The 21,790-nt window shown below is 58.6% G+C and carries 18 protein-coding genes and 3 pseudogenes; 12 read left to right on the forward strand and 9 right to left on the reverse strand.

All coding sequences use genetic code 11. From position 1 onward, the window contains the following. Positions 1-485: 485 nt before the first annotated feature. The 5 genes from FHG09_RS00115 (at position 486) to FHG09_RS00135 (ending at position 5,035) form a co-directional block, all read left to right on the forward strand. Positions 486-1,310, forward strand: a complete 825-nt coding sequence (locus FHG09_RS00115) for an enoyl-CoA hydratase/isomerase family protein (protein ID WP_152345683.1) — start codon at positions 486-488, stop codon at positions 1,308-1,310. A gap of 190 nt (positions 1,311-1,500) precedes the next feature. Continuing rightward, positions 1,501-2,049, forward strand: a complete 549-nt coding sequence (locus tag FHG09_RS00120) for a hypothetical protein (protein ID WP_152345684.1) — start codon at positions 1,501-1,503, stop codon at positions 2,047-2,049. 58 nt (positions 2,050-2,107) lie between these two features. Further along, the gene (locus FHG09_RS00125) at positions 2,108-3,100 is read left to right on the forward strand and encodes an acryloyl-CoA reductase (protein ID WP_152345685.1); all 993 of its coding nucleotides are present in this window, start codon (positions 2,108-2,110) and stop codon (positions 3,098-3,100) included. Between the two features lie 24 nt (positions 3,101-3,124). Then, entirely contained in the window at positions 3,125-3,997 is an 873-nt protein-coding gene (locus tag FHG09_RS00130) for a LysR family transcriptional regulator (RefSeq protein WP_152345686.1), read from the forward strand. A 123-nt stretch (positions 3,998-4,120) separates the two neighbouring features. Then, positions 4,121-5,035 carry a helix-turn-helix transcriptional regulator gene (locus FHG09_RS00135; protein WP_152345687.1) on the forward strand — a complete coding sequence of 305 codons (915 nt, stop codon included), beginning with the start codon at positions 4,121-4,123 and terminating at the stop codon, positions 5,033-5,035. Positions 5,036-5,150: 115 nt separating this feature from the next. Here FHG09_RS00135 and FHG09_RS00140 read toward each other — a convergent pair whose 3' ends face one another. The 4 genes and pseudogenes from FHG09_RS00140 to FHG09_RS20300 form a co-directional block, all read right to left on the reverse strand. Then, entirely contained in the window at positions 5,151-5,567 is a 417-nt protein-coding gene (locus FHG09_RS00140) for a zinc-binding dehydrogenase (RefSeq protein ID WP_152345688.1), read from the reverse strand. After that, entirely contained in the window at positions 5,545-6,138 is a 594-nt protein-coding gene (locus FHG09_RS00145) for an alcohol dehydrogenase catalytic domain-containing protein (RefSeq protein ID WP_152345689.1), read from the reverse strand. The genes FHG09_RS00140 and FHG09_RS00145 overlap by 23 nt, the downstream gene beginning before the upstream one ends. 509 nt (positions 6,139-6,647) lie before the next feature. Next, complete coding sequence (locus tag FHG09_RS20295) at positions 6,648-7,160, reverse strand: enoyl-CoA hydratase/isomerase family protein (RefSeq protein ID WP_413773134.1); 513 nt, start codon at positions 7,158-7,160, stop codon at positions 6,648-6,650. Beyond that, positions 7,126-7,353: pseudogene (locus FHG09_RS20300) on the reverse strand (enoyl-CoA hydratase/isomerase family protein); the annotation flags it as partial. The pseudogene FHG09_RS20300 and the gene FHG09_RS20295, both read right to left, overlap by 35 nt. Positions 7,354-7,652: 299 nt before the next feature. Between FHG09_RS20300 and FHG09_RS00160 the strand changes: the two are divergent. Further along, positions 7,653-8,899 (forward strand): annotated as a pseudogene (locus FHG09_RS00160) (IS110 family transposase). Positions 8,900-8,916: 17 nt separating this feature from the next. Here FHG09_RS00160 and FHG09_RS00165 read toward each other — a convergent pair. Next, on the reverse strand, positions 8,917-9,381 hold the full coding sequence (locus tag FHG09_RS00165) for an enoyl-CoA hydratase/isomerase family protein (protein ID WP_152345692.1): 465 nt from the start codon (positions 9,379-9,381) through the stop codon (positions 8,917-8,919). Positions 9,382-9,777: 396 nt separating this feature from the next. On the opposite strand from FHG09_RS00165, the gene FHG09_RS00170 reads away from it, so the two are divergent. The 6 genes from FHG09_RS00170 to FHG09_RS00195 all read left to right on the forward strand — a co-directional run bounded on the left by FHG09_RS00170 (position 9,778) and on the right by FHG09_RS00195 (position 16,165). Beyond that, positions 9,778-11,136 (forward strand): MFS transporter, encoded by a 1,359-nt coding sequence (locus FHG09_RS00170; RefSeq protein WP_152345693.1) that lies wholly within the window; start codon positions 9,778-9,780, stop codon positions 11,134-11,136. A gap of 122 nt (positions 11,137-11,258) precedes the next feature. Further along, positions 11,259-12,848, forward strand: a complete 1,590-nt coding sequence (locus tag FHG09_RS00175) for an AMP-binding protein (RefSeq protein ID WP_152346224.1) — start codon at positions 11,259-11,261, stop codon at positions 12,846-12,848. Beyond that, positions 12,841-13,659 carry an enoyl-CoA hydratase/isomerase family protein gene (locus tag FHG09_RS00180; RefSeq protein ID WP_152345694.1) on the forward strand — a complete coding sequence of 273 codons (819 nt, stop codon included), beginning with the start codon at positions 12,841-12,843 and terminating at the stop codon, positions 13,657-13,659. The genes FHG09_RS00175 and FHG09_RS00180 overlap by 8 nt, the downstream gene beginning before the upstream one ends. Positions 13,660-13,686: 27 nt before the next feature. Continuing rightward, a complete protein-coding gene (locus FHG09_RS00185) occupies positions 13,687-14,460 on the forward strand; it encodes an enoyl-CoA hydratase-related protein (RefSeq protein WP_152345695.1) in 774 nt (257 codons plus the stop codon). Positions 14,461-14,732: 272 nt separating this feature from the next. Then, the gene (locus FHG09_RS00190) at positions 14,733-15,527 is read left to right on the forward strand and encodes an acryloyl-CoA reductase (RefSeq protein WP_227492515.1); all 795 of its coding nucleotides are present in this window, start codon (positions 14,733-14,735) and stop codon (positions 15,525-15,527) included. Between the two features lie 80 nt (positions 15,528-15,607). Beyond that, entirely contained in the window at positions 15,608-16,165 is a 558-nt protein-coding gene (locus tag FHG09_RS00195) for an OsmC family protein (RefSeq protein ID WP_152345696.1), read from the forward strand. 130 nt (positions 16,166-16,295) lie between these two features. Here the strand turns inward: FHG09_RS00195 and FHG09_RS20305 are convergent. The 4 genes and pseudogenes from FHG09_RS20305 to FHG09_RS00215 all read right to left on the reverse strand — a co-directional run. After that, positions 16,296-17,129 (reverse strand): annotated as a pseudogene (locus FHG09_RS20305) (amidase family protein); the annotation flags it as partial. A 70-nt stretch (positions 17,130-17,199) separates the two neighbouring features. Next, positions 17,200-17,511, reverse strand: a complete 312-nt coding sequence (locus FHG09_RS20310; protein WP_152345698.1) for an amidase family protein — start codon at positions 17,509-17,511, stop codon at positions 17,200-17,202. A gap of 1,012 nt (positions 17,512-18,523) precedes the next feature. Beyond that, on the reverse strand, positions 18,524-20,152 hold the full coding sequence (locus tag FHG09_RS00210) for an APC family permease (RefSeq protein WP_152345699.1): 1,629 nt from the start codon (positions 20,150-20,152) through the stop codon (positions 18,524-18,526). 225 nt (positions 20,153-20,377) lie between these two features. Further along, positions 20,378-21,787, reverse strand: coding sequence for an FAD-dependent oxidoreductase (locus FHG09_RS00215; RefSeq protein ID WP_193627225.1), 1,410 nt, complete (start codon positions 21,785-21,787; stop codon positions 20,378-20,380). Between the last annotated feature and the right edge of the window lie 3 nt (positions 21,788-21,790).

Consider the following 21,790-nt stretch of genomic DNA (forward strand, 5'->3'; position numbering starts at 1 on the left):
TTTACGAATATTTCGCAAACGAATTTGCACAGCAGATTTCGTTTCACCTTGTTCGTCGACATCGGCGTCGATAAGAAGTGACGAGAGGAAATTGTGGCAACGATGCCGAACACCAGCGCACCCATAAGTGTCAGCCGCGTCATCATTCTCAAGCCCGGAGCCAGCCATCCTCCAATGAGGTTCGAGCTGGGTGGGCCCGGCCTCTCATCGCTGCAGTTCGACTGCGAAAACGACGACGGTCTACAGGGCTTCCTCGCTGCCGAGGACAGTCCACGGCCTGGAGTCCACCCATTCTGCATTTCGCTCGATCCAGTGCACCTGCTTCAAGGCCACCATCATTGGCATCTGGGGCCAGGAAGACAACGCAACCGTCGCATGACACACCGCAGTAGCCACAGTAGAACGGATCCGCGGGTGGCCGGTCAAACCGTAGATCCGCCCACGCCTGAGAACCCCTAAGAAGAACACTTGCAAAGGAGAGCCCCATGGCCGCTACCACCGCCCTCGTGACTATCGAACACCGTGACGCCGTCGCGTGGGTCACGATGAATCGTCCGAAGAAGCTCAATGCCCTCTCCGTCGAACTCATGGGCGAGCTCTCGGCGGCTCTCAACGCTGCGGAGAACGATGACACGATCAAGGTTGTCGTCCTCAGAGGCACAAACTCGGTCTTCAGCGTCGGGTACGACATCGCTCAGGAAGTGGAGATGGGCGTGTCTACTGCCGAACAGTGGCATGCGGGCCTCGAGCACAACATCGGCTTGTCCATGCAGGTGTGGCGACTGAAGAAACCGGTCATCGCAGCCGTATCCGGCTGGGCTCTAGCTGGCGGATGCGAACTCGCCATGGCCTGCGACATGATCATCTCCGGTGAGGACGCGAAGTTCGGCGAGCCCGAGATCCGGTTCGGCTCGGGACCAGTCACTCTGCTCATGCCCTTCCTGATCGGACAGAAGGCGACGAACGAACTGCTCTATACCGGCGATGTCATCGACGCAGCACGTGCCGAGGAGCTGGGGATGATTAACCGCGTCGTGCCCGCTGCCGATCTCGACAACGCCGTTGAGCAGCTCGCACGCAAAATCGCCCTGACCCCCCTGTCCATCCTGCGCTACACAAAACGCGCAATTACACGCGCCTACGATGCCATGGGTCTGACACAAACAGTGGAATCGAACCTCGACATTGCCGCTGTACTTAACTCCGCTGACACACCTGAGAGAACCGAATTCACCAAGCTCGTCGCTACCGAGGGTCTCCGAGCTGCGCTGGAATGGCGGGATGAGCGTTACGGGCAGATCGATGTCTGAAACAGCGACATCTGCCCACCCGAGCCTACGGCCACGTGAGGTCCGCATCGAGCTGGACCACGTCCTACCTTGGCCAGAGAGTCGTCATCAGCGTGCAATAAGCGGGACGATTGGAGAGATTGGTACAGGGATCAGCCCGTGGCTATCAGGGCAACGAATCATTGGAGAACCCATATCCGAGCCGATCGGGATGCAGACCGTGCTCGACGTCGACGAGTCCTGCATGTTGCCGAGAGGAGTCGACCCTCGAACCGCACTGTCCTTCACCGATACTGTGCTTGAGTCATGGCATGCCCTCGTGATTCACGCCAATGTGCGCAAGACTGACTCCGTCTTCATCGATGACCCCAATGATGCGTTGGGCGCAGCCATGCTTGAGACTGCGATGATCATCGGCGCGCATGTATTGGCTCAGTCAACCACCGGGGCCGGAACCGATGAAATCTGCCCCGACGTCATCGTTGCCTCCTCCCCCGAGTCGGCGGAATCGCTTGCAGCCACGTTATCGGCCCCGAGGACCAGGATGATCGTGCTTCATTCAGCCGACGCAGACTGGTCGAGGATTCTGAGCATTGCCGCCGAATCAGAAGTGGTGGTCCTGCCCGTCAGCCGCCATCCGAAGGCTGCGGTCGCGCATCGGCACCGAGTGCTGGCACGCGCCCAAATGATACACGCAATGACCCAACAGCGACTGCACTCGAGGACAGTTCGACGAATGGCCGTTTGCGAGGGCACGTGAACCGAAGCACTCCGCCCGAGACTAGATAACAACCATCACTAATGAACGGAGTTCAACGATGACTATCCCGCAGAGCTTTTCAGCTTTTCTGACCGCCGAGGCGGACACCGGCGCCGGTGTCCAAGAGGTCTCTTCTGAGACTCTCGAAGCGGATGAACTACAGCTGCGCGTGCATTTCTCTTCAGTGAATTTCAAGGACGCGCTGGCTTCGCGACCTGACGGAAAGGTGGCGCGCAAGACCCCGCTCATCCCGGGCATCGACCTCGTGGGTGAGGTGCTTGCCGACGCCGGGGGTTTCTCCAAGGGCGAACTGGTCATCTCCCACGGCTATGACCTTGGTGTAGCTCACCACGGAGGGTTCGCTGAATACGCTCGCATCGATCCTGCTTGGGCGCTACCCCTGCCGCAGGGGCTTTCCCCTCGGGAGTCAATGATCTTTGGTACCGCGGGCTTCACAGCCGCGTTAAGCATCATGCAGCTCGAAGAGCGAGGCCTGACCCCCAAAGACGGCCCTGTGCTCGTCACTGGCGCAACTGGAGGAGTCGGCAGCGCCGCAGTGGCGATGCTCGCCGCTCGGGGATACACCGTGACCGCATCGACAGGAAAGAAGGAGACGGCGAAGGGCTGGCTGATGGCTCTCGGTGCAGCCGAAGTGATCGATCGCGTTGAAGTGCCGGAGAAGCCAAAGCCACTGAATTCCCAGAATTGGGCTGCCGCCGTCGACAGCGTCGGCGGCGCACAACTGGCTCAGGTTCTTTCCGAGATCAGCTACGGAGGTGCGGCCGCGATCAGCGGCGTCACCGCTGGCCCGAAGTTCCCTGGCAGCGTTTTTCCACATATCCTCCGCGGAGTAGCCATCCTCGGCACTGACAGCGTTCAATGCGACATCGCCCGCCGTCGCGAGGTGTGGGAGCAAGTGGCCGGCCGTCTGCGACCGGCGAAGATTGACGACCTCTGTGCCGACGAGATCAGCCTTGACGGGGTTTCGGAAGCGCTGGAGCAGATCTTTGCCGGACAGATGACAGGCCGCACAGTCGTGCGGCTGGCCTGAAAGAAGCGACGAGGACGAAATACGATGATCTCGGCCGATGATCTCCAGGTTTTCCTCGAAGTCTCTCGTCGAGGTCGTTTGACTGAAGCCGCGAAGATTCTGCACGTTAACCATACGACGGTCAGTCGCCACATCTCCCGACTCGAGAAAGCGACTGACCGTCGTCTCTTCGACCGCAGATACGACGGATGGACTCTCACCGAGGCAGGCCTACGGCTTCTCGTGCATGCCGAAACCGTGGAAGCGGCGCTATTGCAGGCCGAGGACGAGTGCGCGAGTCGGGACTCGTCTCTGTCCGGCCAGGTGCGGGTCATTGTTCCTGACGGACTGGGCTCCTATGTGGTGATCCCGCAACTGGGCCAGCTGCGCAGGCGCCATCCGCAACTTTGCATCGAAATCATCACCGCCAACAGGCATAACTCACTGGCTCCCCGCGAATTCGATCTGGCCGTGACCATCGAACGACCGCACGAGCGGGCGGTGGTCGTGCGCAAGCTCGTCGACTATTCGCTGCGTTTCTACGCCAGTAGGGACTATCTTGCCGAGCATCGGCCGATCAGCGAGGTCACCGACCTCTACGACCATCAACTCATCTGGTACCTCGAAGACGCTCTCGACGATGCCACGTACTCGCAGCTGTTCAGGATCGCTCCGGAGGCCCGACCGCACATTCAGACGAACAGCATCACCGGGCAGATCCTCGCTGCCTGTCGCGGAGCCGGCCTCTGTCTCATTCCCAGCTACATCGGCGATGAGACGACCGACCTGCAACGTATCGACGTCGCAGGCGCAGCAGTGCACAAAAGCTACTGGGTGTCGGCACCGAAAGACCTTGTGAAGATGTCGCGAGTGCGCACGATGCTCGACTATCTTCTCGCTGTGGCCTCGGACCTGTGAAACGCGCACTCGCATCCCGAACACGTTGTGTCCTCCGACTTCGAATTTCCGGTCTCCACTCCCTGTCGTCAAAGGGAATACAAATTTCAGCAAACCTCGTGAGTAACGGTTGGAAGGAGCGAAATGCCCACCAGCGAAGAAGCTTTTGTCCCATGGAACTTAAGAACAAACCCGGAAGGTCACCGCGCACATGTCAGCTCAAGACGTTTGGACAACGAAGTCAACATCACGACATTTCTTTTTCAGCGACGGTCCCGGCTGAGCCGCCGAATGATGGGGTTTCCCACCAGTCGCGAGTCTGGGGAGCATGGTTTACGCACGGACGAGATGGCATTAGCTATGGGAATCACCGAATCTAAGTATGTTGAGCTGGAGAGCGGACACGCGTGCGACTACTCGATTGAGGATCTGGACAATATCGCCACAGTGCTTCAGCTAAGCGACGACGAATATTCTCAGCTCCGAAGCGTCGTTCGGAGACCGCCCTTTCCCAAGGAAATCGAGTCCAACCCAGCAATGATTCGACTCTGTTGGCTGCCCGACCATGTTGAGCAATCATCCGTGCTCATTCTCGACAGTAGCTTCAACATCGTGGGCTGCAACAGGTTCGGAGGACTGCTGTTCGAGCCCATATTTTCAAGCAAAGTTGCGGTCGCCGGTGATGAGATTAATCTAGCTCGGTTCTTATTCCTCGATGGTGCAGCTCGTGAATTTTATGAGGACTGGACCATCGAAGCCTCCGCTATAGCGACCTCGTTGCGACTGTCTGTTGCCAAACAGCCGTTGGGCAACTCGGTTCGGCAGCTCCTCAGCCAGTTGTCGTGCTTCAGCGAGGAATTTCGAGCACGATGGTCTGGACATGATCGAGATGTACCCTCAGCAAGAAAAGTTCGTCTCAATCACCCTCGACTCGGGCCCTTAAATTTGAATCATCGAACAACCTATTTGAACAGCGGAGATCCTGATGAGCACCGATGGGATGCGGTGTACTCCTACTTACCGGAGCTCGACTCGTCGAGCAGTGGCGTATTCGACTGACTCCAAGACCGAACCACAGCTGATCCCACTTTGCAGAATTGAGGCCACAAATGTGCGCGGCTGTGCCGGTATAGGACGGTGGGCTAGGTCCCACAACGCACGTAGCTCTGGCTCCTCAGTTCTCGATTGCCGGGTTGGTCTCAATCAATCCTCGCCAACGGATGTCCCGGGCGCTGAGCGGCTCATACGCTAGTGCAGTTTCCGCGATCTGGAATCGGACGGTGATGAGCTTGCCTAGCTCGAGCTTACCCTGAGCTGCCAAGTCGATGGCTGCCGGCATTGCTTGGGATGCTGAGGCTCCGAAGGCGCCGAGAATTCTGAGTTTACGATAAACCACTTGGGTGATGTCGACGTCCATGGTGTCTCCGGCGGGTGCGATTCCTGCGAGCACGGCACGACCCCAATCGTCCAGGAGGTCGACGGCCAGTTTGACCGTTGATACCGACCCCAAGGCCTCGAAGTCAACGTCGATGCCACGCCCGAGTTCGTTCTTGACTGCCGCTACAGGATCAGCCTGTGACGAGTTGATCACCTGTGCCGCTGAGCTCTTTAGCTAGTGCCAGCTTCTCGTCTTCGATATCGATGGCAAATATCCATTCAGTACCGAAAGCCCGTGCCAGGTGAATGACACTCAAACCGATTCCGCCAGTAGCGACGACTGCCACTACCTCTCCCGCGCGCAACTCGGCCACCGATTTGGCGGCACCGAAAGCAGTGAAGAAACTGCAACCGAGAATTGCGGCCTCGTGGAGGGGGACTTGGTCCGGCAAACTGAATACTGCGCGCGAAGGGACGGCGCAGGAGGTGGAATGGCCTCCCATGGAGTACATTGCAACGTCCTCGCCGTTTTGCCGGTCGAATCGCGTCGTGCCGTCATACAGCTGGCCGTTGAGTCTGTTGAAGTTAAAGAAGTGTTCACAGATGTCCTCGCGACCGGATGAACAATGACGGCAGTAACCACGCGGCATGATGAAGCTGCAAACGACTCGATCTCCCGGACGGACACGGGTGACCTTCGAACCAATCGCTCGAACGACTCCGGAGACTTCGTGTCCGAGAACAGCTGGGGTGGGAAACTTCACTTCGTCTTTGATGGCGTGCAGACCGGTGTGTCAGACACCACATGCAGCTACTTCGAGGAGGACCTCCTCCGCAAGCGTTGAGTCAACTAGCAGAGTCTCTTCGATGAGTGGCTCGTGGGTGTCTTCAAGCACGAACGAGTTCGCCGACCTGGTGTTTTTAGATTGAGTGTTCACCCGATTCCTGTTCCTGAGTTAAAGGCATGACACGAGTGGTTGCGCAAAATACTGCATGATCAGACGTGGTGCACGTTCACTGGCGCCGCGCTGAGTTACGTTGAGCTTCTGAGCGCTCATGAGCTGGTGGTGCTAGCGGTTCGAAGAGAAGACCATCCAGGCTCGGGTGTATTGGTGGGTCTTGGTCCGTCCTGGATTTTCGTTGCTGTCAGATGTAGATGTCTGGTAGCAACAGGCTTGGGGAGCCATCGCCGGCACAGTCTGTGTCCATGCTCTGCTTCCGCACTGAAGAGAGGGTGGCCATTGACAATCTAAGATGCCTTAGACTCCTTTATGATCCAAACTGATATCTGTGCCTAACTCGTCTGTCGGGATGTCTCTTCAGAGCCTTCCGTTATAAGTTCGATGCGACTTTGAGTCTCTGATGAGGATAGTCCCTGCCGTTCGGCCTGTTTGTCCTTATCGACAAGCACGCCGCGGACACCTTCGAGGGAGTCGTGTGACTTTGTCACTGCCTTGGCGGGTCGGAGCTCCGAATCAAGACAGGACCTGAGGGAGCGCTCGGTGCCTCTGCCGAGTATCTCAAACGTGATGCGCAGGCTTTGCGGCGAACGCTCAGCGAGTTCCGACAGTACCTGGTCAGCCCAGTTGGTGTGTTCGTCCGACAGCCGTTGAACGACCTCGTCATAAGTCGGAGCAGAGAAGCAACGGTCTATTTCTCGCCTGTGCAATTCCAGATTGGCTGGTGTGTATGCCTCTCCCCTGCTGTAGTCGGCCTGGAGGGACTCGTTTGGCGCTGCTGGGGAAGTAGCAAGGCGTTGGCAATGCCTCAACCTGCGACGAATCGACGAAGTGAGTGGCCAATCCACAGTAGAGGGCGTCGCGATAGTCAATTGTGGTGCCGGTCAGGCCCAGGTACATGCCGATAGCTCCGGGCACGGGCAACCGCGGGTGGAAATAGCTGGATCCGACGTCAGGGAAAAATCCGATGACGGTCTCCGGCATTGCAAGCCTCGCACGTTCTGATACCACGCGAAAGCGTCCGTGCATGGAGATGCCCATGCCCCCGTTACCTTTTAAGCGAATCAGCGCCGCTGCGCGCCGTGGTGTTCGAAAGTCCCATTCAGGTTGCCTATACCTGAGGTCGAGACAAGCCGATCGGGTGCATCATAGATGTGCCTGCCGCGTCGACACCGGTCCCTACTTGGTGCGGGCCAGCCCGATTTTAAGCGTGGTGCGGAGGGTTCCACGGGAACCGTGGATTGTTGTTACGAGCACGAGTACTAGAGTCCTGATTTGATTCCACCCTCTACGCGGCAGGCGCCCTAACCGAATAGATGAACTCCACAGGGAGGTGTGTCATGGACCTCGTTCATGAACGCGCGGCAGGAATTGATATTTCCAAACGTGATGCGACGGTCGCTATCCATGTTCCAGGCAAACGTGCCGGGTCGTTCACCACTTCCGTGACGACGTGGGCGGCGACGACGAACCAGATCCTGGCCCTGCGTCAGATGCTCATCGATGAACGTGTCACGACCGTTGTGATGGAAGCCACCAGCGACTACTGGAAACCTTTCTACTACCTCTTCGAAGATGTGCTGCCAGTGATGTTGGTCAATGCGAAGGCAGCCAAGAACATTCCCGGTCGCAAGACAGACGTCTCCGATGCTTCTTGGCTGGCACAGTTGGCTGCACACGGTCTGCTGAGAGCCTGCTTTGTCCCGCCGGAACCAATCCGGGAATTGGGTGATCTGACCCGAGCGCGCACAATCGCGGCTCAAGACCGGACCCGAGAGACTCAACGGTTGGAGAAGTTCCTGGAGTCGACCGGCATCAAGCTCTCAGCATCTGTTTCTGATCTGATGGGGGCCTCCTCACGGGCCATGCTCGATGCACTCATCACCGGAGATCGTGACCCCGACTGCCTGGCCGGACTGGCCAAAGGCGCCATGCGCAATCGTATTCCCGAACTCGTCGAGGCGCTGACCGGCCGATTCACCGAACATCACGCGTTCATCTGCCGGATGCGTCTGGACCGGATTGACTCGATCACCGAGCGGGTCGAGCAACTCACCAACCGAATCGAGGAGACGATGGAACCGTTTCGTGCTGTCCGGGACCACTTGATCACGATTCCCGGGGTGTCGGTGAAGGTCGCCGATGTGATCGTGGCCGAAACCGGGGCGGATATGCCGCGGTTTGAGTCACCAGGTCGATTGGCATCATGGGCTGGAGTGTGTCCGGGTTCGACTGAATCGGCTGGTCGAGTGAAGTCCACCCGCACGAGACCGGGAAACCGGTACCTCAAGGGAGCGCTCGGCGTCGCGGCGCTTTCGACCGCCCGTCACGCGTCGGGCACGTATTTGCGTGTCCGCCACAAGCGGATCCTTGCGCGTCCGGGCAAATTGAAGGCCGTAGTTGCTACTGAGCATTCGATACTGACCGCGGTGTGTGGCACATGCTCGCAAACGGGGTCAGCTATGACGATCCCGGGGCCGACTTCTTTGCTGCCCGCAGGAATCCTGACCGTGAAAAGACCAATGCTCGTAATCGTTTGCGTTCGTTGGGCTACGACGTGACGTTGACACCGGTGGAGGCTGCCTGACCAACTCTACTTTCGTACTAGTAGCCCCAGCATCCGTCAGGATAGAAGGAGTCGCTGGCCTGAGGATCCCGGCATGATTCATGCCCCCGGTCACCAACGATCCGGGGGGGTGCCCCGAGGCACACTCCGTCGATCAAGGAGATGATCGGTGTCTCATGATCTGCGATAGCCGAATTCATTTGGTACTCGTGTGCAAAGAACGACTCGACGGCGTCGGCTCGTCCCTCCAGTGACATATGTTTGATCGCTTTTACATCGCCGCCTGCGCAAAAAATACTCGACCGTGACGAGCTGATGAAAACAGCACGCAGAGAGTGCTGGCGCCATTGCTGAAGGGCTTCGCGGATCGTTTTAACCATCATCTCATCTAACGAATTCAACGCCTTCGGTCGATTGAGGAAGATTTGTCCTACATTCGTGTCAACACAGGCCACTGTTGAGTCATTAGTGGAGGACTGCGGTATTTGAATGGAACGATTCATGCAACAAGCTTTATTCGATGAGAAATTTACTGCAATAGGCAACGTGGCACATGATTGTGCGGTCGTGCACAGTGGTTATCTCTCAGCACGGAGGATTTTGATCGGTCCATGACGCTGGAGCCGGTGTACTGGATGCTTCCCTATGCAACAGTTCCAATTCCAGTTCTAGTGCTCGGTGTTCGCCTTGTGTGCACATCTGCACCGAGCAGTGCTCATTTGGCTATTGCCCCACGCCGACCAGCGCATAAGAATGGGAGCACGCAAATAGCTAAATACTTGCTATCGCAAACCACAATTCAGCGTTTTCCCTACCGTACAGATCTTTATAAATGCGTAAAAGGGATCATGCTTGGGCAAAGTCAGAGTGGACTATCAGCCAGAGAGGTTTGAACGTTTATGCAATCTTCCAATTCAGCCGCGACCGAACCTAAAGTAAATGCGACACGATCTGCAATAGGCAGCCTAGTCGGAACATCTATTGAATGGTACGACTATTTTCTCTATGGGACAGCTGCAGCGGTCGTGTTCAGCCCTCTCTTCTTTCCCGACATTGATCCCATCATCGGCCTCATGGCGTCCTTCGGCACCTTCGCTGTTGGCTTCCTTGCACGTCCCGTGGGTGGCTTCGTCGCAGGACATGTGGGTGACAGAGTAGGTCGTAAAGCGATGCTCGTTGCCTCGCTGCTCATAATGGGCATCGGCACCACACTCATTGGCGCACTGCCGACATTCGCTCAGATCGGATACTGGGCGCCTGTCCTCCTGCTCCTGCTGAGAATTCTCCAAGGGTTCGGCGCTGGGGCTGAATGGGGTGGGGCAGCCCTCATGTCGGTGGAGCATGCGACGAAGAATCGGCGCGGTTTCTATGGCAGTTTCACCCAGGTTGGAGTTCCCGTTGGAATGCTCATGGCGACGGGGGCCTTCACCCTCACTCGAGCACTTTGCGGTTCGGAATCATTCCTGGCATGGGGCTGGCGTCTGCCCTTCCTCGCAAGCGCAATCCTCATCGTCATCGGCTTCATCATTCGGATTGCGTTGGAAGACCCACCCAAGTTCAAGGAGATGAAGGAGCAGAACGCCGTCTCCGAGAAACCGATCGTCGATGTGTATCGCAACGAGCAACGCAATCTCTGGCTGGCAACGGGTATGCGTGTATCCCAAAATGCCGTGTACTACCTTTACACCGTCTTCGCGATTTCCTATGTTGGGCGGTCGTTGGGCGATGACAGCAACGTCACGTTGGTCGCCGTCATGATCTCATCTGCTGTCGGTATCTTCTCAACTCCGCTGTGGGCGATCCTGTCCGACAAGATCGGACGTCGGAAGCTTTACTTGTTTGGAGCAATAGGCAGCGGAGTCTTCATGACACCATTCTTCTTGTTTGCGGACACCGGCAATCCTTTCTTGATCGTGATCGCGATGCTTGTCGGAGTCAACTTCTTCCACGACGCCATGTACGGGCCGCAGGCAGCGTACTTCTCGGAGTTGTTCAGCACTGGAGTTCGCTATAGCGGAGCATCAATCAGCTACTCGCTGGGATCAGTTTTCGGCGGAGGCTTCTCGCCCCTGATTGCGACTGCCCTCCTGGCCGCCGGCGGGGGAAGCCCGTGGCTGATCATTGGCTATTTCTGCCTACTCAGTGCCATTACTGCGATCTGCGCGTACTTGGCTCCCGAGACCAATCGAAGAGACATCGACGACGATACGAGTCTGAATCGATCCCCAGTCGGTTCGAGGACGAACTCAAGAGTCTGAGCAGTTCCTTCTGTCCGCATATGACATTGACGCAGGACGCAGACCCCTAAGTCGACAGTGCGAGGGCTTCTGCTGTCGCCTGCCCGATCAACGACAGCTTCGAACGAATTGAACGAGGAATGATGACAGCACAACTGACCATCGATCATCTGCTCTGGAGAATGCAGCATGTTCACCCAGAATCACACGTTGTGACAGTTTCTGGCTCCGGTCGCGACTACACAGCGGACAGGCATAGTTTCGCTGACATCGCAGGGAGAGTCCATGCGTTGGCGCGGGGATTGCGCGACAAGATCAACTTGCGTGAAGGCGACGTTATCACTGTCTTCGGGTGGAACGATCGGGAACACCTCGAGATGCTACTGGCGGTGCCGATCGCCGGCGGAATAGTCAACAGCATCAACCTACGTCTTGGCGCCGCGAACATGACACAACTGGTCTCTCACCCGAAGCCGAAAGCCATCGTCCTCAGCGACGAAATTGCAGAACACCCCACAGTCGGTCAGGAAGTACTCGCCGCAGCTGACGCAGCCCATAGCGAGGGAGTCCACATCATCAGAATCGGCGAGTCTGAGACAGACCAAATCGGCGGTTCCATCCGGTACGAGGAACTACTCAGCTATGAGCAACTTCGACCGTGGACGCCCGTTGTCACAGACGAGACCGTGACAGCGTATCTCTTCCATACCAGCGGCACCACAGGTGCACCGAAGACCTACGAAGTCAGCCACCGAGCGGCACTTCTTCACTGCCTCAGCCAAGCCAGCGCGGACGCGACTGGTCTGTCCAGCCGGGATCGTGTGTTGCCTCTCGCCCCGTTCTTCCACGTCAATGGCTGGGGCTTGCCGTTGACATGCGCGCTCACCGGAGCTTCTCTTGTCCTGACAGGTGGCAATCTCAAGCCCGCCCGGCTCGCCAAAGTGATGAACACAGAACGGGTGACTGTAGCAGCTGCAGTGCCGACTGTCTGGTACAGCGTCTGCGCCGCGATCAACAACGGAGAAGCCAGCGCGCCACGAGATCTTCGAGAAGTTCTCACCGGCGGAGACGCTCTGCCCGAGGGAGTATGGAGGAGCCTCAAATCCACTCTCGGTGTGCAAGTCGCCATTGCCTGGGGGATGACAGAAACCATGGCGTGCAGCACCTACGAGCGTGACCGCCCGCACGAACGAGCCGGTAAGCCGATCCCTCTCGTCGAACTGAGACTCCAGGATGACCACAGCCCCACCGAAGACACGATTCCGGGACGTCTTCAGGTACGAGGACCTTTCATCGTCAGTGGTGAGGTAGGCCCCGACGACTGGTTCAGCACAGGTGACGTTGCGACGATCGACGCTGATGGTGCGCTCACTCTTCGCGATCGTGAAAAAGACCTCATCAAGTCCGGTGGAGAATGGATCGCCTCTGCAGAGCTCGAGCACCACCTCAGCGCCCACCCCATCGTCGCGGCTGCAGCCGTGGTGCCGGTCAGTGACCCGCGCTGGATTCAGCGTCCTCGAGCGTACGTCGTCCTAACCGGAAACTCAGACCCCGACGACAATCTCTTCGCAGTGCTGACGGATCACTTGGCGGCAAAGTTTCCTCGTTGGTGGTTGCCCGATCAGATCGACATAGTCGAAGCCCTACCTATGACCACAGTAGGAAAGGTCAACAAGCGAGCTCTGCGGCAAATGGCAGAGACTACCGAAGAGAAAGGCCCAACCCTTGTCTAGAACCTTTATCGAACGCACTGACAGCGATGGAATCGCCTGGCTAACGATCAATCGCCCAGAAAAACTCAACGCCCTGTCGACAACACTGATGAGCCAGCTCTCCAAGAAGCTCACCGAAGTCGACCGTGATGATTCTGTGAAGGTCGTTGTACTGCGCGGCATCGACAAGGCCTTCAGTGTCGGCTACGACATTGCTGAAGAAGTCGAGCTCGGTGTGTCAACCGCTGAACAATGGCACAGCGGTCTAACCAACAACGTTGGGCTGACAATGCAAGTCTGGGGACTATCAAAACCGGTCGTCGGCGCAGTCACCGGATTCTGCCTAGCGGGCGGTTGCGAATTGGCTATGGCCTGCGACATCCTGATCGCCTCCGACGACGCCAAATTCGGTGAACCCGAAATCCGTTTCGGCTCCGGGCCAGTCACTCTGCTCATGCCCTTCCTCATCGGGCAGAAGAAGACAAACGAACTCCTCTACACCGGTGACACTGTCGATGCACAGACCGCGCTGAGCCTCGGTTTGATTAACCGCGTAGTCACGAGCGAAGAACTCACCGAAACAGTGGAAGCCATGGCTCGCAAGATCGCATTAACGCCCCTGACGATCCTCCGGTTCACGAAACGAGCACTTAATCGTGCATATGAGGCCATGGGACTCAAAGATACGGTGAACTCGAACCTCGACATCGCAGCGGTCCTCAACTCTGCCTACAGCGTAGAGAGAGAAGAATTTACTCGCCTGGTGGCGTCGAAGGGCCTCGGCGCTGCACTCGCCCGCCGCGACGAACGCTACAACTCCGTCGACAACTGATCATGCTCAAATCGAAGGAAACTAAACGTGAAATACTCAACTATCACCACTGACGTCCGCGATTCGGCTGGGCACATCATCCTCAACCGCCCCAAGGCACTGAACGCCCTCAACTTGGAGATGATGGACGAAGTCTGTCGAGCAGCTCATGAAATGGACGTGGACGAGGACGTCTCCGTAATCCTCATCCGAGGCTCCGAAAAGGCGTTCGCCGCGGGCGCTGATATCAAGGAAATGGCAGAGCTTTCATTCGCCGACGCCAACCGGATCGATCTTTTCACTGGCTGGGACTCGTTGACGCGGGTGCGCACTCCAATTGTGGCAGCTGTCTCAGGCTACGCTCTCGGGGGCGGCTGTGAGCTTGCGATGATGTGTGATGTCATCATCGCCACCGACACAGCGAAGTTCGGTCAACCCGAGATCAATCTCGGAATCATCCCCGGCATCGGCGGCACCCAACGCCTGACTCGCGCCATCGGCAAGGCGCAAGCTATGGACATGATTTTGACTGGACGCATGCTCTCTGCAGAAGAAGCCAAAGAATACGGGCTGGTAGCTCGTGTTGTTTCAGCAGAAGACTTCGACTCTGAAATCGAAAGCTTCGCCAGTGCCATCGCCTCGAAGTCGCAGATCGCTTGCCGGTTGGCTAAAGAGGCCGTTAACGCAGCATTCGAATCCAACCTCAGGGAAGGCCTGCATCTGGAGCGACGTCTTGTGCACTCGACCTTCGCTACCGACGACCAGAAAGAAGGAATGGCGGCTTTCGTGAAGAAACGAGAGCCGAGTTTTGCCAACCAATGACATGAGAAGACGAAGCGTTTGCGCCTGCAGGCCGGTTGCACGAGAAGAGGGGAGGTTGACATGCTCGCCGTTCCAGACCAGTACAGAGCCGTAGTCGCCGATCCCGACACTCACAGTTCAGAGGGCCTGGCCCGAGTCCTAAATACAGAGCCATTACCTGATGGTGACGTGACAATCGAAGTCGACTACTCGTCGATCAACTACAAGGACATGCTTGCATTTCAACCAGCGAGTAAAGTGGTCAGTCAGTATCCAATCGTCCAGGAATCGACCTGGCGGGGACCGTGGTGACATCAACAGCCGAATTCCCGGTCGGAACACCACTGCTTGCCCACGGTTATCGAATCGGCACTGGCCAAGACGGCGGGTTCGCAGAGTACGCAAAAGTGCCCTCCGATTGGCTCGTTCCCCTGACCCACTTATCCACGCAACAGGCCATGGCGATAGGAACGGCCGGATTCACAGCCGCGATGAGCGTCCTCGCCATTGAGGAAGCTGGCATTCGGCCGGGCGTTGGCCCAATTGTTGTCACGGGTGCGAGCGGTGGAATGGGGACTCGTTCCATCGACATGCTGTCATCACTTGGTTACGAAGTCGTAGCGTCAACAGGCAAGGAGGACACACATGAGCTCCTGAAGAAAATAGGAGCTACGAAGACTATCGGAAGACTCCCAGCGCCCGGCAACGGAAAGTTTCGACCGCTGAGCCCGTCAGCATGGTCTGGCGCAGTCGACACAGTCGGCGGAAAGACATTGGCTCACGTCCTGTCATCTCTTTCCTATGGAGGTGTGGTGGCGGCGAGCGGGAACGCAGGAGGAATTGAACTGCCGACCACGGTGCTGCCGTTTATTCTGCGCGGGATCAGCCTCAAAGGAATTGATTCAGTGATGATGTCCATCATCGACCGCAGAGCACTGTGGAGAAGGATCGAATCCGATCTCCTCCCCTCACGGCTATCCCTCACAACTGCTGAGATTGATATCAGCAATGTCGCTGAGGCCCTGGAATCTGTTCAGTCAGGCACACACGTCGGTCGCGCAGTAGTACGAGTCAAAGGTGGATTCTGACAACGGTCAAAGAGACCGCACCTGTCAATCACTGACTCGACAGCAGAATGTACGCAATCAGAACAACAAAGGATAATGACATGACTGAAACAATGGCTAATGGCGTGGACCTCGACGCGCTCAAGAACACGATCGAGGCAGTAGAAGAAGATCGGTCTCTGGGCGAAGTGACTTTCGCTGTTAATGGCGAGTGGACCGGCGGATTTCGCGTCGATTCGAAGACTGGCGCTCTGACCCAGGCGGGAGAAAGCGACGCAAGTCGAGACGGCAAATACACGATGTCCAGTGATGAGCCGGCCGCGCTCCTCGGAACCGATACTGCCGTGTCTCCCGCAGAATATGTTCTCCAGGCACTCGCCGGCTGCTACACAGTGACGCTAGCCGCGAATGCGGCATCTCGAGGCATTGATCTCAAGTCATACACGCTTCACCTTGAAGGAGACTTTGATCTCGCATCCTTCCTCGGGATTGCGCCGGAGGACCCTCCTGGTGCGAGCCAGATTCGCGTCGATGTCACCCTCGATGCGCCGGAGGCAACTCGTGAGGAACTCGAAGAATTGGTTGATATCGTCACGCAGCGATCGCCGATCCGCGACACACTCGTCCGCCCGGTCGATGTCGTAACTACACTCACATAACTTCGAACCCCATTTGAGACTGTCGAGGGCCCGACGCAAGATACGGCCCTCGACAGTCGATGGTTGAGCAATTGGGAAGTTTAACGACTCATCGTGATCGATCGTCTAGACTCGGCAGATACTCGAGAGTCTAGTCGTCCAGGAGAAAGTTGTTCGGCAAACTCGAGTAGGTCCAGATCCGTTCCAAGCTTGGCGACGATTTGGACGGAAGAGCAGACGCCCGCACCAAACGCACAGTGACTGCTGGCCAGCCCAGCGTACTGCTCGGTTGAGTGAAACGGACGCTGTCTGCAGCTACGTTGGCCGAAGGCAGATCTGACCATTTGAGTTCGGGACCTGCGACGCTTGGGATGATGAGGAAATCGGGACCGTCCCATAGTGTAAGAGCGTCGTGTCTCAAGATTTCCAGATCGTGTCGAGCCTGCTTATAAGCCTCAACATCGACTTCTGACCCGGCTCTAAGTTTCGCGCGAACACCGGGCTGGTATCTCTCTGCGGAAGTGACGAGATTGTCGCTGTGGATCTCGGCAGCTTCATAGCCGCGAATAATGGGAAACAGTTCTCGAGCGCGAGCAAAGAGGCCCCTCAGCCGGGTAGTATTCGGGCCCGTGTCTGGTGCAAGTCGCAGGGCAGAGTCCACAGCCTGAGGCAGAGGCGCCTCTGCTTCGTCGAAAAGCTGAGCCTCTATTCGCAGTGGGCTCTCCGAGACGATGTGTCGTTCTCGCGCATCGGGGGTCTCCTGCCCGAACAGAGTTTGAAGCGCGTATCGCATGACTTCAAAGGAAGAGGAGAATAGCCCGACTGTGTCGAAACTCGGCGCTAGCGGGAAAGTACCGTCTGTCGCCGCGATGCACAGCGTCGGTTTGAGGCCGATGACCTCGCAGCATGCGGCGAGAACTCGTGTGGATCCTGCAGTATCGGTACCTACAGCCAGGTAAACAGCGCCGGCTGCCACGAGGGCGGCAGAACCGGATGATTAACCGCCGGTGATTCTTCGCCGATCGCGTGGATTGAGGGTGCGGCCGAGGGCCGATTCATCTCTGAGAATCCCGTAGGCGTTGACAGTTCGTATTCGCGACGGTCACAGCGCCTGCGGTTTCGAGGGCTTCGACGACGGAAGCTGTCTGCAAGGCCGGGTTCGGGTCGTGGACTTGCGTTCCCATTGTGGTGACACTGCCGGCGACGTCGATGACATCTTTGACCGCGAGACTCACACCCTCGAGCTTTCGAGTGTTCCGACGCGCAGGTGAGGTCGAGTGGCTGTCGGACCCGAGGCGGCAAGCTCGGGCCTCAGTCAGCGATGTCACTGCGTTCAAGTCTTCGCCCACCTCGCGGACGCTTTCCAATAGGTGTCAATCTCTGTCTGTTTCATTATCGACCGACCGTCGTCGTGGCTGGCGGGGCCACGGCCTCGATACCGTACCAGCAACGCGGTGGGCCAAGCCGGTGGAATGCTGCTGAGCGAAACTGTCGCGATCAGGGCAGGAGGGGTCTGTGCCTCTTCACTCGCTGACGAGCGGCGAAACCCCCGGTCAGGACAGGACGAGGGTCGGGAGGTGCATCCTCTCAGCTGCGAGGCCCCAGTGGAGCGGGGACGGCACCCGGGAGGTGGAAGGTCGACGTGGCCCGATAACGAGCGAGAAGGTCAGTGCGGTGGGAATGACTCGCGGGGCAAGCACGGTCTTGGGAATTTATCGGTCGTCATCTTCAGAGTTCAGCATCAGCAGAGATGAAGTTTGTTCGGGCCGCTCGCCGTCTCGGCGGCTTCGGTGACTAGTTCAAAACGAATTCCCTCGGAGGAGGCTGAGGGAATGCTTGGCCTCCGATGCGATCCGCACGCTCACAGCGCATCAGCCCCACGGACTATCCCGTGAGCCAATTCTTCAAACGGCCCCGTCTCGGAACACTCTTCGAACTGCTCGTCCTCCGTCGGGTCAGTGTCAGCTTCCCCGGCTTCCGTCTTTTCCTTGTCTTCCCCCGTGTTCCGATCGTCAGGATGCTCCACGGTGTCCGGAACTGCTTCTTTTTCTTCCTCATCATCAACCTCCTCGAATCATTCCCCGAAGTAGAACCCTTCCGGTCTCAACTGGTCACCGAGCGGCGACTTGATTTCATCTTGGGCTCCAGGCCGAACACCGTCAATCCCCCAACCCGACTCAGACAACTGCTCGCGCCACCACGCGCTTCACCTCACTTGGGCAGCGTAGAGAAACCACCAATGAGCCGCTGTTCGAAATCTCTGTTTCGACCCGGTTCGCAGGTACAGAACGGGTCGGAGCCGAGCCGGGGCAACCATAGGTCATGGGCCGCAGCGTCAGTGAGACCCGACGCTGCGGCCCGTCTGGCTCGGACGACGAATCATTCCCCGTCGATGTGTTCGGCGCTTGTCTCCTTGGTGTTCTCGACGTTGGCGACGACTTCCTCCGACTTCAGGCGGGTCTTGATGCCGACGTAGAAGACGATGGCGGTGAATACAGTGCAGATCAGCTCGCCCCATCCGAACGTGAGCACGCCCATCGCGCCTTCACCGTAGTTGCTCAGCAGGCTGAGCACGGCCAGACCGCCGAGCCACAGGATCATCCACCAGCCGGACTTGAACTGCAGCGGCGGAATCTTGCTGCGGTCGCTGAAGGCGTAGTGCAGACCGAGGACCACGTAGCCGAGCACCATCGCCAGGAACAGCTTCCAGTTCGTGTCCCAGCCGGTCCAGAACACGATGAGGTTCGCGGCGAGGAATCCGAGGAACGGCAGTGTGTCTCCGCCGGGCAGGCGGAACGGACGCTCCTGATCGGGCAGCTGACGGCGCAGCGCCGCCACCGTGACCGGGCCGGATCCGAAGGAGATGACGGTGCCGGAGGTGATGAACCCGACCATCTTCGCCCACGACGGGAACGGGAAGAACAGGAAGCAGGCGACGATGAACGTCACCACCAGACCGAACCACGGAATGCCCTTCTTGTTCAGCTTCGTCATCGCACTCGGGGCATTGCCCACGCGGGCCTGCGAGTACGACAGGCGCGGGGTGAGCGCGGTGAAGATCAGGCCGGTGTCGGCCGGGGAGACGACGGCGTCGATGTAGAGGATGATCGCCAGCCACATCGCACCGAGCATGATCGCGATCTCTGCCCACGGTCCTGCCGAGTTCGAGAACGACAGTCCGCCCCAGCCGTCCTTGAGCAGGTCGGTGGGGATGGCTCCGATGAACGCGACCTGCAGGAGGATGTAGATGATGCCGGTGAGCACGATCGAACCGATGACGGCGAAGGGCACGTTCTTCTGCGGGTTCTTCGTCTCGCCGGCGAACTCCACACCCTGGCGGAACCCGAGGTAGGAGAAGACGATGCCCGCCGCGGGCAGGGCCGCGAAGATCGGGGCGATGCCGTTGGGGGCGAAACCGCCGAACTCGGGCATGTGGAAGTGACCGGGGTTGAAGGCCAGCAGCGCGAGTCCCACGAACACGAGGACGATGACGAGCAGCTTCCACCATACGAGCACGTTGTTGAACTGGGCGAAGAACTTCACTCCGAACATGTTGATGACGCAGAAGGCCGCGACCATCGCGATGCTCACGAGGATGCCCGGCACCGTGAGGACGAGGACGCCTTCCTTCGACTCCATCAGCCACGGCATATAGCTCGAGGCGTACTGCACGGCCGCAAGGACCTCGATGCCGACGGTTCCCGCCGCCGACAGCCACGTGATCCACCCGCTGGTGTAGCTCGCGAACGAACCGAACGCATAGTGCGGGTAGCGCACGACACCGCCGGCGACGGGGAACATGACGCCGAGTTCGGAGTAGTTGAGTGCGACGAATATGATGAGGATGGCGCCGATGGCCCAGGACAGGATCGCGGCCGGGCCGGCCATGCTCGCGGCGTCGAAGGCACCGAAGAGCCAACCGGAGCCGATGATCGAACCGACTCCGGTGAAGAGCAGGCCGGTCTTGCCGATATCGCGTTTGAGTCCTTTGTCGTGGACGACTGTCACGCTCGTATGCGAGCCCGATGACAGGGGACTGTGTGAGGGCACCTTTGCCTCCGAGGGGTAGACGGCTGTGTTTCCGCGGCTAGTTTTCTCCTGTGGCTACGTGATGTCAATTACATAGCCGAGTTATTTGTCGAGGTCATGGACGCAGACGACCCCGAACACGGCTTTTGCGTGTTCGGGGTCGAATGGTGGAACGTTTCGGGTCACTATGTGAGGTTTACGTCCTCAGCCTCCGGCCCCCGCCTCGGCGGTCAGGTGGGCCCGCGCCTCGGCGAGCATGGCCTCGCGGGTCGCGAGCTTCACGCGCTCACGTCCCTCGGCCTCACCGAGGGTCTTCTCTGCGGTCTCGAGCCGGTGGTAGCCCTCCCAATCCGTGAAGTCGACGCCCTTGGATTCGAGCAGCTCGACGATCGACTCCTCCCCCGGGTACACGGGTTCGGTCAGCGCACCGGCGTCCTGATCGGTGAGGATGTGCCCGATCGTCTCCAGGGCGTCACCCTTCGTGTGCCCGATGAGCCCGACGGGTCCGCGCTTGATCCACCCGGTCGCGTACACGCCGGGGATGACGTCCGCCTCGGCGGCCTGTGACTGATCGTCCGTGTCGACGACGCGGCCCTCGTGGTTGGGGATGACGCGTTTGGCCTCGTCGAAGGGCAGCTGCGCCAGCTGCGTGCCCGCATATCCGACCGCCCGGTAGACGGCGTCGATGTCCCAGTCGTGGAACTCCCCCGTCCCTGTGACCCCACCAGTTCCGTCCAGTTCCTGACGTTCCGTGCGCAGCCCGGTCACCCGATCCTCGCCGAGGATGGCCACCGGCGCGTGGAGGAAGTGCAGGTGCAGTCTCCGCTTCGCCCCGGTCTCCTCCCGCAGCGCGAAGTCCGTGAGCGTCTTCGTCACCTGCTTGACCTGGTTGCTCGAATCGATGGCCTCGAGCGAACCCTGGTCGAACTCAAAGTCCTCCGCATAGACGATGATGTCGACATCGGCGACCTGCCCGAGCTCGCGCAGCTCCAGTGGCGTGAACTTCGCCTGCGCGGGACCACGCCTGCCGAACACGTGCACATCGGTGACCTGCGAGGACTTCAGCCCCTCATAGACATGATCGGGGATCTCCGTGGTGTGCAGGTCATCGGCCTGCTTCGCGAGCACCCGGGCCACGTCGAGGGCGACATTGCCGTTGCCGAGCACGGCGACCTTCTCCGCCTCCAGCGGCCAGGTCTGCGGCACATCCGGATGCGAGTCGTACCAGTTGACGAAGTCCGCGGCACCATAGGAGCCGGGCAGGTCGATGCCCGGCAGATCGAGAGGGGCATCGACGAAGCAGCCGGTGGAGAAGATCACCGCATCGTAGCGGTCGGTGAGTTCGCCGAGGTTGATGTCGGCCCCGTATTCGACGTTGCCGAACAGGCGGATGTCCCCGCGGTCGAGGACCTTGATGAGCGCGTTGATGATGCCCTTGATCCGGGGATGGTCGGGGGCGACTCCGTAGCGGACGAGTCCGAAGGGTGAGGGCAGGCGTTCGAACAGGTCGATGCTCAAGTCGAGGTCGTGTTCGGCCTTCGTCAGCAGGTCGGCGGCGTAGATGCCGGCGGGTCCGGCGCCGATGATGGCGACGCGAAACGGTGTGGTGGTCATGGG

The sequence above is a fragment of the Brevibacterium sp. CFH 10365 genome (genome assembly GCF_009299785.1).
In the GTDB taxonomy this organism is placed as follows: Bacteria; Actinomycetota; Actinomycetes; order Actinomycetales; family Brevibacteriaceae; genus Brevibacterium; species Brevibacterium limosum.

Excerpts from the sequence above, each read along its gene's own strand:
- FHG09_RS00115 (WP_152345683.1), top strand. The coding sequence starts at position 486 with ATGGCCGCTACCACCGCCCTCGTGACTATCGAACACCGTGACGCCGTC.
- FHG09_RS00120 (WP_152345684.1), top strand. The coding sequence starts at position 1,501 with ATGCAGACCGTGCTCGACGTCGACGAGTCCTGCATGTTGCCGAGAGGA.
- FHG09_RS00125 (WP_152345685.1), top strand. The coding sequence starts at position 2,108 with ATGACTATCCCGCAGAGCTTTTCAGCTTTTCTGACCGCCGAGGCGGAC.
- FHG09_RS00130 (WP_152345686.1), top strand. The coding sequence starts at position 3,125 with ATGATCTCGGCCGATGATCTCCAGGTTTTCCTCGAAGTCTCTCGTCGA.
- FHG09_RS00135 (WP_152345687.1), top strand. The coding sequence starts at position 4,121 with ATGCCCACCAGCGAAGAAGCTTTTGTCCCATGGAACTTAAGAACAAAC.
- FHG09_RS00165 (WP_152345692.1), bottom strand. The coding sequence starts at position 9,381 with ATGAATCGTTCCATTCAAATACCGCAGTCCTCCACTAATGACTCAACA.
- FHG09_RS00170 (WP_152345693.1), top strand. The coding sequence starts at position 9,778 with ATGCAATCTTCCAATTCAGCCGCGACCGAACCTAAAGTAAATGCGACA.
- FHG09_RS00175 (WP_152346224.1), top strand. The coding sequence starts at position 11,259 with ATGACAGCACAACTGACCATCGATCATCTGCTCTGGAGAATGCAGCAT.
- FHG09_RS00195 (WP_152345696.1), top strand. The coding sequence starts at position 15,608 with ATGACTGAAACAATGGCTAATGGCGTGGACCTCGACGCGCTCAAGAAC.
- FHG09_RS00215 (WP_193627225.1), bottom strand. The coding sequence starts at position 21,787 with ATGACCACCACACCGTTTCGCGTCGCCATCATCGGCGCCGGACCCGCC.